Genomic DNA, 13,665 nt, shown 5'->3' on the forward strand with positions numbered 1-13,665 from the left:
GCCGCGTCAAACTAATTAATGAGAGATTGTTATATGGGAACAGTTAAGTGTATCGGAATTTTGACCTCCGGAGGTGATGCTCCGGGAATGAACGCTGCTATACGTGCAGTGACACGTGCAGCTATCTACAATGGATTGCAAGTCAAAGGTATATACAGAGGCTATAAAGGTCTGGTCACGGGTGAAATCAAAGAATTTAAGAGTCAGAATGTGAGTAATATCATCCAGTTGGGTGGTACTATCCTGAAAACAGCCCGTTGTAAAGAGTTCACGACTCCGGAAGGTCGCCAGTTGGCTTATGATAATATGAAAAAAGAAGGCATTGATGCCTTGGTTATCATTGGTGGAGACGGTTCACTGACAGGTGCACGTATCTTTGCACAGGAATTTGATGTTCCATGTATCGGACTGCCGGGAACTATTGATAATGACCTTTACGGTACAGATACTACCATCGGATATGACACTGCATTAAATACGATATTGGACGCTGTGGATAAGATCCGCGACACGGCCACTTCACACGAACGTTTGTTTTTTGTTGAAGTGATGGGACGTGATGCCGGTTTCCTTGCACTGAACGGAGCCATCGCTTCGGGAGCGGAAGCTGCTATTATTCCGGAATTCAGTACGGAAGTCGACCAACTGGAAGAGTTTATCAAGAACGGATTCCGTAAATCAAAAAACAGTAGTATTGTATTGGTAGCCGAAAGCGAACTGACCGGAGGAGCCATGCATTATGCCGAACGTGTGAAAAACGAATACCCGCAATACGATGTACGTGTGACGATCTTAGGTCACTTGCAACGTGGTGGTAGCCCGACTGCCCACGACCGTATCCTGGCAAGCCGCCTCGGTGCTGCTGCTATCGATGCTATTATGGAAGATCAACGTAACGTAATGATCGGAATCGAACATGATGAAATCGTTTACGTACCGTTCAGTAAGGCTATTAAGAATGACAAACCAATCAAGAGAGATCTTGTCACTGTATTGAAAGAGCTTTCAATCTAATCTTTTTATTTTTAGGAGTTCAGCTTATATCAGTATATAAGATAAGATAAAGAGCGGTGGATGAACGGGAGATTTCCTTATCATTCACCGCTCTTCTTTCATTTATTCAATGCTTCTTTTCACCACAGAGGACACGGACACAGAGGTGAATTTGTTTTATGACTTACGATTGCGACCCTAATTTTGATGCGTAATCCTCCTACTATAAAGTTGAAAAACATAAAAACATCTGCCACCTGCAACGAAACGCGTGTAATTCACTAGTTAGTCGTCCCTTAAAAAGTACTCATCTGCGGGATATTGCAAGAAAACAGTGTCCCGCAGATTTTTTCAACAAGTAGCCAAAGAACCCTCATGGCTCTTTTGAAGTTGTACGCTGCTGCGGCTAAGAGCAGATTGACAACATCCCCGAACACACCTTTATAAAAGTTGCGTCCTAAACGAAAGTCTGATTTCAAATGCCCGATAGTCGGCTCTATTCCTGCACGCTTGCAGAATAGCTTATGTTTCTTCTTGCGTGTGTAATAACTGTCTTTCCTGTTTGGAACATCGGGTATCAGTATCCCGGTGCCGCCCACCTCTTTCTTTCCTCTGTACCCCCTGTCCCCGGCCAACTTCCTGATCTTCTTTCCGGTAATGCGTTCCACCTGCCTGAGGGATTCTTCAATGGTATGCCCGTCATATTCATTCCGGAAAGACTTGGCACCCAGTATGACACCGGTAATTGAGCGGACGATTGAAACCTTGTTGCCGAACTCGTATTTCTTATGTTCTTTCCCCTTGCTGATACACTGCACCTCCGGTTCATGCAGGGAATAGATTTTCCCGGGAGAATTGCGCTTCTGTGAAAGCACCCGCTCAAAGAGGTCGAGCAGGGAGTCGTAGCCGTGGTTTTCTTTCAGGTTGCGCCTCAGTTCCCTGACAAGCCTTCCCGCAATGGTGCGCAGCCGCTTGTCCGCTTTCAGGGCCTTGCCACGGTTCTTGGGGTGGTTACGGAAACGCTGGTCACGGTAGATCTTCTTGAGGACAAAGGTATAGCTCTGGCGCAAAGGAAGCCCTAAGGATTTTACGACAGACAACACTTTGCGGACTATCTTTTTATGCAACTTCGCATCCGTGGGATAAGTCACGTTCTTTTCCTGTACCGTGGAATCGATGAAGGCCGTGCAGTGATGGTCCGGGCCGTCGTCCTCCTGATTGACGCGGATACTTTCTGACAGAATCAGTTCCATGCCATTTTCTCCGACACGCTTACGGAAGTGTACCAGTTCGCTTGCATTGCAGGGATAGGAAGGCGTGAATTCCAACATACCGCAAAAGTACTGGTAATAAGCATTCTCGCTCCATTGTTCAACAACCGATTCATCGGACAGGTTACGCACGTGCTTAAGAATCAGAAGTCCGCACATCAGGCGGATGGGTTTGGCCGGACGACCGTTGACGGCACAGTATAGCGGGGAGAAAGCTTCTTCAAAACGGCGCCAGTCTATCTTATTGGCAAGCAGGTATAAGGGATGCCTGGGATTCAGCTGGTCTGTCAAAGAGCTGAACAAGGAGGGCTGAGGGGTGGTCTTGTTTATCATAATAATCTGCAAGTTTTCAACCATAAAGATACAAAAACTTGCAGATATATCAAAGCAATTTATATATTAATATGTTGATTATTAGGCGTAAAAGCACATTCTAAGGGGCGACTAGTTAATAGATAGTTGTAACGTTGCAGATACTGTTGCAGATAGGTTGCAGATCAAAGTATCTGCCACACAGTATAAGCCTTACATAAGCTAATTCTCTATGGGTACAAAAGTTTATTGTATACATTAACTTCCCGTTTCCAGGCGGGGAACTGTCGTTTCCGGCATTAGAAATTACAATTTCCACGGCAGGAAACGAGAGTTTCTAAGGCGGGACACTACAGTTTCTACGTAAGGATTGTACTGTACTGGATTTAGTTGACAACTTCGTTTGTTATACCTAAGTTAGTTAACTCAATATATTTTAAAACCTAAATAAGTTTACTTGTCCCTTTGTAATTCCTTAATAAGTTGTCATATTAAAGATGTTGCAAACATATGTATCTTTTCTTATAAATGCAAGACTTCGGGCTGTAAACTTCATTAAACAACAAAAACTCTTCGCTCGGGGATCGCCCTCGCGGCAAGGGGCGGGAGCACCCGTCCCGACGAGCGGGACTTCAACTACCTTTTTCCGCGTACTTACGAATATGTTCCATCGGTGTTTTCATTTGTATACCTTGATGGGGTCGAACATAATTGTATGCATATATGGCGTCGCTTATACGTTTATCCAACTGTTCAAAGCTGTCATCTTCGCAGTCAAACAACCACCCATTCTTGATCGTGTTATTCATCCGTTCAGCCAGGGCATTATGTAGCGGATCTCCACACTGCGTCATACTAATATTGATATGATGTTTCTTGAGCATATCCACATACAGGTTTGAGCAGTATTGCACTCCCCGGTCAGAATGGTGTATGAGACTACTCAAATCAACATTGTATCTGTTGTAAAAGTCTATAGCCATCCTCAGTGCCTTTAAGGGACCTTCCGCTTCAAGTGTTTTGCACAGGGCATATCCAACTATCGCCCGACTGCCCGCATCGGTAAGAAGAGACAGGTAAGCCCATCCCTGGTACGTGGCAACATAGGTTATGTCCGCTACAACCATTGAACCGAATGTGTCAGCTACAAATTTAGGAGTAACATTTAGCAAGTCCGGATAAATGTAATAATTATGATTAGAATTTGTTGTCTTTGGTCTCACATGTCTGACACGTTGACACAGGCCATTAGCACGAAAAATATTATAGCATTGATCACGCCCAATGACCATCCTGACACCAAACTTGCGGAGACAGCATGCATAGAGTTCACGTATACCAGCCTTAGGCATAAGTTTACGTAACTCATTACAATACAACACAATGCTTGATGTGAGGATGTCTATTTCCTTTTTTCTGTTGACATGCTTATAATAACCTTGTCTGGTTATGCCGAAGTAATCACAGAGGAACTGTAGCCTACCGCGCATATGACGGGCAGAGTTCCCCTGTGACAAGGTATCGATTACTTGGCATCGGAGTTTTTTCGAACCTTGATGTGATAGGTTGACTCAGCAAGATTTATTAATTCCTCACAAGCTTCATGACGAAGACTTTCCTCCTGAAGAGCACGCTGAAGTTTGCGATTTTCGGCACGCAATGCAGCGAGTTCTTTCTCCAGTTCATTGAGAGACTCAGCAGAGTATTTGTTGAAAGAGGGGTGGTCTGTACTCATAACTTTATCATTTATATGATACTTATCAAGCCAAAGAATCAGCAGACGACGGCAAATACCGGTACGTTTGGCAAACTGATACTTCGTTTCCGAAGTAGATAAATACTCACGAATATAAGACATTCGTTCGGATTCTGTGTAAGGAGTGTACTTCTTTTTTAATTCTTTCATGGGAATTTCGCATTTAAGAAGTGTCAACTTATTTAGTACACTACAGATACTGTCGTTTCCCCGTAGAGACCACAATTTCTCCATAGAGTCACCCCAATTATCCCATAGCTTTGCACAAAGGAATCAAGGCTTTTTCTTTGATTATATAACGTGTTGCAGATACTTTATCTGCAACCTATCTGCCACAGGTATCTGCAACGTTACAACTATCTATTAACTAGTGCATTACACGCGTTTCGTTGCAGGTGGCAGATGTTTTTATGTTTTTCAAGGTTCTTCGTCAAATTTGGTGGTACTTCTTCTATTGTGAATAAATAATCTTCGCTCTCAGTAGTTTAATTCCTGCCCTATTGTACATCTGTCTTTTTACCGCTTTAATTTTATTCACTGTCCCCTCCAGTAATCCGTTACTGAAGGGGATATCAATAGCTGCCTGTACTGCCTCCCAGTCTTTTTCAATACCATATGCAAAGTTCGTCAGTGCCATATTCCGTGTTGCCTTCGCTTTTTCAATCCACTTTCTAATATCCTTATCATAAGTGTTCCCATTAATCATATCTCTGAAATTCTGACACACGCTTAAAAGTTCTTTAATCTGCGGTGAGGACTTATACAGTTCCGCTAGTTTAGGATTATCCGATTCTCCCTTTAGAATGTATTTGCGTATCTGATTCTGTGAAACTCTCTGTGTTTTACTTCCGTTTTCAATGCTCTCATTATGCTCCTTGACTTCTTTCCTCTTTTGTTGATACATTTTTCGCAAGCTGGATGTTATCCTTCCAATAAGTGCGCCACTGATTTTACTTCCCATTTTTTGTGCCAATATATTTCGGGTAATACAGCCCGCACTAATGATTGTAGCCAGTTCGGATACATATTTAAGAGCTGTCTTCTGTTGCTCATTCAAGTATGCCCCTATTCTCCTGTTGTGAATGAGCTTATAAATGTAGCGACTTTTCTTGCCTAAATGTGCGGCTGTCTGCTCAATGGTCATCCCCTGCATTTTTAAGTTCAGGCTTTCCCTGTATATCTTCAATTTTTCTCTGTGTCGGACATCTCCCATGTTAAATATGTCCTGAAGAATTAACGAAGAAGCCGTGTCTCTGTCAGGATATTCGTATTTGAGCTTTTGCTTAGTCTGACGAATCATTTTCTCTATTTCCGGTATCATTGTGTCCGTCATATTCTTGGTTAGATGGAACCGGTCGCAGATTTGTGTAACACCAGGGATTATTCTGTTTATAGCCTCTGTGAAACATCTTCCACGGTCTCTCGTTATATATTGTATTTGAGGATTCCGGGCGAGCCAGTTATCAAGCGCTTCTCCGCTTCTATCCTCTAACAAAGCAATAGGCATGTGTGTCATCTGGTCTACGACCACACTCATATAATCCTTACCTTTTTTATAGGCAAAATCATCAATACCTACATAAATACTTTTATTATGCATAGGATTATGTTGCCCGCACTGTTGTAGGATGCGTAAGCAGGAAGAGCTACTGGCCGTTATATGGAACAGCTGCAAAAGAGAAGAGGCCTTTCGGGAAGTAAGTTCCAAGCTTATCGATCTGATGCGTTCCTCAACAAGATAGCTCCGTCTACCATACCGACGAGCCAGAAAAGACAACGGTTCGCAGAATATTTTTTGCGGACAAGAAACATTGTCACAATAATATTTACCAACCTTTATGACTAACTCCAAAGTATGACCGTAAACTTCAAGATCCTGAATATGACGGGAGTAGTAACTGTGCAATCGGTGACTGAAATGTCCGCAATAAGGACAGGAAGCCCCCTTGCCAGCCGTATGTAAAAAGACCGTCAATGAGCCAACAGCTTCAGAGATACCATCTTGTTGCAGATTATCGTAGCCAAGACTGAATCTGAAATCATGGAATAATCCCCTATTTGTAGGAGTATTTTCTTTTTTTGATGTATATTTGTACGTTGTAGATATGACTTGTTGCATTGTAACTCTTAATGATGTGGTGTCTTTAAAGTTACTAAAAAGCAAACATATCTACAACTTTTAATAGGATTAAGAAAGAAGAAGACAGTTGAAATAAAAAAGAGATTACCACCAAATTTGACGAAGAACCGTTTTCAACTTTATAGTAGGAAAAAATTTCATTCATTTCCGTACCTTTATGAGTCTTTTTATCCATAAATAATATCCAGTCAGTGGTAGTGCAGCCCCCAATAAGGCAGCAATAAAGGTAAGTATGCGAGTAAACATTCCTCCCCAGTTACCAACATGCACAGAATAAATCCAACCACGAATCTTTCCCGACTTGTCTTGATGTTGATAAAGACTTGTTTCTGTAAATTCACCATTATCCGTATTGAAAGAATAACGGTCAGATGCCCGCTGATTACCGAAACGGTTGAAAGACACGCTTGCCGTACCAGAAGAAATACTGATTTGCTTATACTCCGGATTCTGACGTCTTAGTTTATCATAAATCTCCTGCCAATAAACGAATGGTGAAGTTACCGAGTACATATCACTGTGATTGTTTTCCGGACGTCTGCTTCTTTCACCCTTTCGAACCTCATTTCCTTCTCTTTTCTTTTCCCGATGGGCTGCCAGTTTGGTATCCCTCTTTTGAGCATCACTTTTCTGTTCATGTCCTTGGGCGGCACGTTGCTGTACTTCCACCCCGAAGACCTTATAGAAAGCTGTCCGATACCACGGAAAAGACCAGGTCAATCCCGTCAGTGCCATAGCCAATAGAAAGATCAGAGCATACATTCCACCTGCCACATGCAAGTCATACCAAAACCTTCTCCAACCTTTTGTTGCTGTTATTTTCAGGCTATTCTTCAATGCTTTACGTGTACGCGGCCACCAAATGACAATTCCCGAAATCAGTACAAAAACAAGTAAAAGCGTACTGACACCTACAATCATTTTGCCCCAAAAGATCCCTTCATTTCCCGGATTCATACTATCCAGCAGCCAGCGATGCATTCGAAACATAAACATAAAAAAGCCGCTACGCTCGCTTTTTCCTTTTACTTCTCCCGTATACTGGTCTACATACAAAGATGCACGACGTGGTTTGGAAAGACTAACCTGATACGCACGTCCGGGATCAGAAGATATGCTGACACCGGTCACCGATACACTGTCAGGCAATGTCGTTGCCACTTTTTCAAGCAGCTTATCCATAGGAAGAGGAGACTCCTTTACCGTTTCTACGTAGTAAAGATCGCGTCGAAACCACTCATTCACCTCATTTTCAAATACCAGTATGGCACCGGAGAAGCAGACAAGAGTTATTATCAGTCCGAAAGGGACGGAAAGCCACAAATGTATCTTTCTGAATATTTTTTTCATGTTTTCAATCCTATTTCTTGAAAAAGCCTGCAAAGCTTTCCGCTCGGCAGGCTTTTATCTACAAAAGATTCTCTATTTAACCGACTGTATTATTTTGAAAGATATTCCATCTTACCTACCGTAGTGATAGCGTCAGCTTCTACCGTCAAACCTTTGACTGCCTTGCCTGTTTTTGCGTCTATTTTATAGAAGGCCGGTTTCTCGCCCGTAGTCACAGTGACAGCCATATAAGCATAGCCTTTTTCTCCATAAGGCTCGCCACCAAACTTTCCGTCAGCCGGCAGACCTGTAACAGGCATAATCGTCTGATCTTCCGCCTTGAAAACAGCTAATTCGCTGACATCTGCACTTGTACCGCCATTAATCATATCTTCCGCTCCCTTTTTATACAATTGAAGCAGGAAGTAATCTTCAGAGATGTGCCAGCAACGGAAAATAGGATGTTTAGTGCCTATCTCTTCAAAGTTCACATAGTAATCCGGATCGAAATCTGTTGCACCTGCTTTGATACGCATTGCGCCCGAAGGCTTCTGTCCTGTTACCTTCTTCAAATCTGAAGATGAAACTGCCGTACGTCCATATCCGGGAGAGAACACATAGACGTCACCATTATCAGCGGCCCAAATGGTCTGATAATATTGTGAACGCATACGACCGCATGCATAGCCTATTTTATCAGTCTTGGCAATCACCGGAGTCTCATTAAAGTTCGTGCCATTATAAATTGCCACGTAAGCATTATCCGGGTATTGTGTAGAAGGAATAACACCGGCTGTATATGCACCGCTGCCGCTACCACCGTCAGTCTTAGTCACAAGTTCCTGATCTGTCACAGCTTCCGGCCATTTTTTAATACCGTACTTACTCATTCCCATTGGGATGACAGATGTATAAATCTTATTGTTAGCTTCAACCAGACCTGCCCATGAAACTTTTTCACCATTACCCAAGTAATTTTCGGCAAGCAAGGTACCCTCTTCCTGACTGCCGTCGGTTGCATCCAGATAGTTGAACAACAATGCTTGAGCCACATTCTGATCCTCATCCGTTATTTTCGAGTCCCCGGTGGAAACAGTCACCACTTTATCCCCCCAGGTCCCATAAGACGTGATACGATTATAAGTGTATGTGTACTTTTCTTTCATTTTACCATCTGCCCCCAAATAATAGGAAGCTCCTGTACCTGCGCCACCTTTATTATAAACTAAAGCAAACACATAATCCAGTCCTTTATATACCCAATAGGTACCGCCAATCACTTCGGTTCCATTCCCTTGAGTCGACACTGTTCCTTCATCCAAAGAATTGGCTACTACCAAATAACTTGCTTCACCAGTTGTGGCAGCCACCACATAAGCCGTTTCTCCATCAATCGGCGGGTTATCCACCGGATTATTATCATCGTCGCAAGATGCCACAAACACACCGCTACTCAAACAAAAAGCTACGGCAAAAGCCTGTAATAAAAACTTCTTCATATATTCTTTATTATTGATTGATACTAAAAACTTACTCTTATTATTTACCGAAAAACACTCTGAACTTTCCATAGAATGCGCGCCCCGCTTTTTGCAGGCTAAAATTGTCAAACAGTTGGGCATCGGTGAAATTCCTACATTCAAATGATACATTATAACGTCCATTCTTCATGGTGTAGGACAAAGACAGATTATGAGAAAACTGTTCCGGCACCATATTCTTTGAATCTTTATCTCCGAGATTTTCCCAATAAAGAGGAAAATCGTGCTGCCAGTAGCTATCATAGCCGATGCTCAACACATTTCCTTTGACAAACAGGTCATTCCAATAAAAATTTGCATTGATATTAGCATAACGATAGGGCAGATTCGGCATACGCACCTTATAGTGCATGCTTTCCTGCAAAGAAGAACCCGCCAGAAACTTTTCGTAATCACGAGTATCGATGCTATTGAATGTTCCTCCTATATCAAACCAATGCGAGAAGCTATAAAGCAATGACAAATTATACCCTTTGGTCCTTACGTGACCGTGGTTCTCATAATATCCGTAGCTTGTTCCTCCCAATACGTCCAGTCCTCTTTTTATGTAATCTTTCGTATCCCGATATATCAAACCGGCCTCGGCATACAATCCATGCTTGCCAAACTGATGATTATAGCTGAAACTCAAATTGACATTATCACTTTTCTCCGGTTTCAGATTCATTTTACCAGCTTCAAGGTCTTCATCTCCAAAGAGTTCGTCCGTGGTCGGCAGGCGGAAAGCCTTTTCGTACGAAAGTTTCACCTGAAGATCTTTCCATATAAAATAGGTACCTGCCGCTCCATATCCAAGAGCGCTTGCCGTATTGGACAGATTGATATAATTGCCTATTCCATCCGTATTCTGCGATACCGGTCCCTTGTTGTATTGCCGATAATATTTGGCAAATGCCGACACATTCCATCTGTCCGACGGCATCAGACGGTAAGAAAGCCCGCTGACGTTTTTACGTGTGATTTTAGGAATAGAAAAGTCCGTGAATTTGGAAGAAGCACCGATGGTAGAGCGGCTCGTACGTTCAAAATCACTGATTACATGACTGAAAGTAAACGTATGCGCCTGTCCGATATGATAATTCATCTTCAGCGTCCCATTCCAGTTTCTATTTTTAGATTCACTGTTCTGATAAGACTGTTCTCCCCGGCTACCTTTTTCATAAAAATCTCCACGCCAGTTGTAAGCCCGCGAAGCGGTATCGACATTATTGGTGATATTATGATTGTAATTGGCAGTCAACAGCAGATCCAGGTTTTTCACCAATAAGTTCTTTTTGTAATATTCTAAAGAAGGGACCAACGAATGTCCTTTGCGGAATTTTTCACCGAACACGACATCTTGATAAACGCCTGTTTGTATCTCTTTATAGAAATGGGAATAATTGAAACTCAACGCTAAACGGTCTGCCCATTTCTTTCCTACCAGGCCGATTTTTCCAATCACGGCTTCATTATGATACTGGTCATTAAAACGTTTCAGATGATAAATCTTATTTTTATCAAGTGGCGGAAAACGTACACTTCCATCTTCTTTAATCTCAAATTCGCGTACGTAAGTGTCTACATAATAATCATTATCCGAAAAGTTTTGAAAAGCATTAACCTCATACATGAAACCATTCTTGAACGTTTGTCCGAAGCGCACGTATGATTTATGAGTATTAAACGAACCGTAAGAATAGGAAGCATCCATAAACCACTTTCCGGGTTGTTTGTTGGTGACAATATTAACCACTCCCCCAATAGCATCGGTTCCGAATCCTACGGGAACTACTCCTTTATAGACTTCTATACGGTCAGCAAAATTAATAGGAACATTGTTCAAATCGAATGCAGCACCGGCTCCTTCCTGTGGTATGCCGTCAATGAAGATTTTCACATGTTTTCCGCTAAAGCCATCGATATACAATTGCATATCCGATCCCACTCCACCTGATTCGCGGAGTTTTACACCGGGCACTTTAGTCAGTGCACCCGCCAAAGTCTGCGTACTATTATGCAATTTCTTCGCATCAATGGCTACCGCATTAAAAGCAGATTGATTCACACGACCGACTCCGGATGTCGTGACCAGCACCTCTCCCAGTTCTTTTACCGCCGGTGCGATAGTGACGTTTACTTTTATTCTTTCTCCCTTGGCTAATTTAACTTTCTTTTCTACCGTTTGATAACCGATAGCCGAAACGACGAGTGTATATTCACCTGCTGTCGTTTTCAAATGATATATACCTTTTTCATCTGTATAGCATCCTTGGTTGGTTCCTTTCAGATAAACTGTCGCAAAATCCACCACTTCTTTCTCTGTAGACATCACTCTGCCCGAAATTAAACTACTACGGTGACGCCCCTGTTGTGAATATACGGATACGGAAAACAAGAATGCCAGAAAAACCAAAAAACATTTATTGCTCATCTCCTTTTTACCTTTTTACTTTATAGAAGGTGTGTCAAAATGCACACCTTCTGTTTTTTACGCACAAAGCCCCGACTTTCACAAGCTGGGGCTTTGTTATTACCTAAAGATTTTGTATCTTTAGGCATAAGAATTTCACTATGACAAAGATACATTTTCGTCCTTACAATCCCAACCAAACCGTTCTTTTTCCTCAAAGAATTGATGAGGATATTGCAGAAAACGATCCGGTGCGCATGGTTGACGCCCTGGTTGAGGGCTTGAATCTTGAAAGTTTCAGAAAGCTGTATAAGGAATGCGGGCGCAGCCCTTACCACCCCAGGATGATGCTCAAGGTCATTCTGTATGCCTATATGAACAACATCTACTCCTGCCGGAAAATTGAAAAGCTCCTTCACCGTGACATCCATTATATCTGGCTGGCCGGATATGAGAAACCGGATTTCATTACCATCAACCGTTTCCGCAACCGGGTGAAGAAGGAAATCAACGAGGTGTTTACGCAAACCGTAGTTCTTCTCTCTTCCAAAGGCTTCATCAGCCTGAATGTGGAATACATTGACGGGACAAAGATCGAATCCAAAGCCAACAAGTACACTTTCGTCTGGCGAAAAACGGTTGAGCGGAACCGTGAACGCCTGATGAAGAAGATACATGTCCTGTTAGGGCAGATAGACGATGTCATTGCCCGGGAGAAGTCATCAGAGAACAATGAGGAGGTTGGGTTCACTCCGGCCATGCTGACTGAAATGGCAGGAGAATTGCGTCATGCACTGGAACAGGTTTCCGAGCCATCCGCGAAAGAGGAAAAGACTGAACTGAAAAAGAAACGCAAACAGTTGAAGGAACTGGAAGAACACAGGGACAAACTGCAGGAATACGACTGCCATCTGGAAACGCTGCAAGAGAGGAATTCCTATTCCAAGACGGACAAGGACGCTACTTTTATGAGAATGAAGGAGGATGCCATGCGCAACGGACAGACGAAGCCCGGTTACAACCTTCAAATCGGCACCGAAAATCAGTTCATCACCGATTTTGCACTCTTCCCGAACCCTACGGATACACTGACCCTGATTCCTTTCCTGCAATCTTTTTCAAACAGGTATGACCGGATGGCCCATACGGTGGTTGCTGATTCCGGCTATGGCTCCGAAGAGAATTACCGCTTCATGTCCGAAAACGGCATGGAAGCCTACGTAAAGTACAACTATTTCCACATGGAGCAGCGGCCGAGATTCAAACCGGACCCGTTCAAGGCCGAAAACTTCTACTACAATGAAGAACATGACTTCTGCATCTGCCCTATGGGGCAAAGGATGCGGAGGATAGGCACCAGGAATGTGAAAACCGCATCCGGATATGTCAACGAAAATGCACGGTACAGAGCTGTCAGGTGTGAAGGCTGTCCCCTGCGATGCCGCTGTTTTAAAGCAAAAGGAAACAGGACGATAGAACTGAATCATAGGCTTAGACAATACAAGCGGAGAGCCAAAGAACTGCTCTGCTCTGAGAAAGGACTGAAACACAGAGGGCAGAGATGCATAGAACCGGAAGCCGTGTTCGGACAAATTAAAAACAATATGAACTACAAACGTTTCCGACATTTTGGAAAGGACAAGGTCTTCATGGACTTTGCCTTCCTAGCCATTGCCTTCAATATAAAAAAGATGTGTGCAAAACTGACAAAAAAGGGTATGAACTGGCTGATTAGACTGTTTTATGAGCTTACAACTGCTGTTTTTAGATGCTGGGAACACATAAATCAAAGAAATCTTCAAAAGATCGCAGCTTAAAGAAAGTGAACAGATTTGTATAGTGATGAACAAAAAAAGAGGTGCATCGTGCATTACGACACACCTCCAAGCAGAAAAAGAAGTGCCAAACAATCCCTATCTATTGGTAAAAAT

9 protein-coding genes are annotated in these 13,665 nt (G+C 42.8%); 2 read left to right on the forward strand and 7 right to left on the reverse strand.

Annotated features, from left to right (window positions below; translation table 11 throughout):
* The first annotated feature begins 33 nt into the window (after nucleotides 1-33).
* Nucleotides 34-1,014 (forward strand): 6-phosphofructokinase, encoded by a 981-nt coding sequence (pfkA, locus tag INE92_RS13745; RefSeq protein WP_004297914.1) that lies wholly within the window; start codon nucleotides 34-36, stop codon nucleotides 1,012-1,014.
* 275 nt (nucleotides 1,015-1,289) lie between these two features.
* On the opposite strand, the gene INE92_RS13750 is transcribed toward pfkA, so the two are convergent.
* From INE92_RS13750 to INE92_RS13780, 7 genes are all read right to left on the reverse strand, one after another.
* Nucleotides 1,290-2,597, reverse strand: a complete 1,308-nt coding sequence (locus tag INE92_RS13750; protein WP_008771523.1) for an IS5 family transposase — start codon at nucleotides 2,595-2,597, stop codon at nucleotides 1,290-1,292.
* Between the two features lie 611 nt (nucleotides 2,598-3,208).
* Nucleotides 3,209-4,066: an IS3 family transposase gene (locus INE92_RS13755; RefSeq protein ID WP_015533000.1), complete on the reverse strand. Its 858-nt coding sequence runs from the start codon at nucleotides 4,064-4,066 to the stop codon at nucleotides 3,209-3,211.
* Nucleotides 4,067-4,101: 35 nt separating this feature from the next.
* Nucleotides 4,102-4,482: a hypothetical protein gene (locus INE92_RS13760; RefSeq protein WP_015532999.1), complete on the reverse strand. Its 381-nt coding sequence runs from the start codon at nucleotides 4,480-4,482 to the stop codon at nucleotides 4,102-4,104.
* Between the two features lie 301 nt (nucleotides 4,483-4,783).
* Nucleotides 4,784-6,451: an ISL3 family transposase gene (locus INE92_RS13765; RefSeq protein WP_074911576.1), complete on the reverse strand. Its 1,668-nt coding sequence runs from the start codon at nucleotides 6,449-6,451 to the stop codon at nucleotides 4,784-4,786.
* Between the two features lie 162 nt (nucleotides 6,452-6,613).
* On the reverse strand, nucleotides 6,614-7,822 hold the full coding sequence (locus INE92_RS13770) for a PepSY-associated TM helix domain-containing protein (RefSeq protein ID WP_195436758.1): 1,209 nt from the start codon (nucleotides 7,820-7,822) through the stop codon (nucleotides 6,614-6,616).
* Between the two features lie 89 nt (nucleotides 7,823-7,911).
* Complete coding sequence (locus INE92_RS13775; protein WP_004315782.1) at nucleotides 7,912-9,300, reverse strand: DUF4374 domain-containing protein; 1,389 nt, start codon at nucleotides 9,298-9,300, stop codon at nucleotides 7,912-7,914.
* 40 nt (nucleotides 9,301-9,340) lie between these two features.
* Nucleotides 9,341-11,755, reverse strand: coding sequence for a TonB-dependent receptor (locus INE92_RS13780; protein ID WP_117809990.1), 2,415 nt, complete (start codon nucleotides 11,753-11,755; stop codon nucleotides 9,341-9,343).
* A 140-nt stretch (nucleotides 11,756-11,895) separates the two neighbouring features.
* On the opposite strand from INE92_RS13780, the gene INE92_RS13785 reads away from it, so the two are divergent.
* On the forward strand, nucleotides 11,896-13,551 hold the full coding sequence (locus INE92_RS13785) for an IS1182 family transposase (RefSeq protein WP_004312012.1): 1,656 nt from the start codon (nucleotides 11,896-11,898) through the stop codon (nucleotides 13,549-13,551).
* Nucleotides 13,552-13,665 lie beyond the last annotated feature (114 nt).

Source organism: Bacteroides xylanisolvens (assembly GCF_018289135.1).
Classification (GTDB): Bacteria; Bacteroidota; Bacteroidia; order Bacteroidales; family Bacteroidaceae; genus Bacteroides; species Bacteroides xylanisolvens.

Coding starts and splice junctions, on each gene's coding strand:
- pfkA (WP_004297914.1), top strand. CDS start 34: ATGGGAACAGTTAAGTGTATCGGAATTTTGACCTCCGGAGGTGATGCT.
- INE92_RS13750 (WP_008771523.1), bottom strand. CDS start 2,597: ATGATAAACAAGACCACCCCTCAGCCCTCCTTGTTCAGCTCTTTGACA.
- INE92_RS13755 (WP_015533000.1), bottom strand. CDS start 4,066: ATGCGCGGTAGGCTACAGTTCCTCTGTGATTACTTCGGCATAACCAGA.
- INE92_RS13760 (WP_015532999.1), bottom strand. CDS start 4,482: ATGAAAGAATTAAAAAAGAAGTACACTCCTTACACAGAATCCGAACGA.
- INE92_RS13765 (WP_074911576.1), bottom strand. CDS start 6,451: ATGCAACAAGTCATATCTACAACGTACAAATATACATCAAAAAAAGAA.
- INE92_RS13770 (WP_195436758.1), bottom strand. CDS start 7,822: ATGAAAAAAATATTCAGAAAGATACATTTGTGGCTTTCCGTCCCTTTC.
- INE92_RS13775 (WP_004315782.1), bottom strand. CDS start 9,300: ATGAAGAAGTTTTTATTACAGGCTTTTGCCGTAGCTTTTTGTTTGAGT.
- INE92_RS13780 (WP_117809990.1), bottom strand. CDS start 11,755: ATGAGCAATAAATGTTTTTTGGTTTTTCTGGCATTCTTGTTTTCCGTA.
- INE92_RS13785 (WP_004312012.1), top strand. CDS start 11,896: ATGACAAAGATACATTTTCGTCCTTACAATCCCAACCAAACCGTTCTT.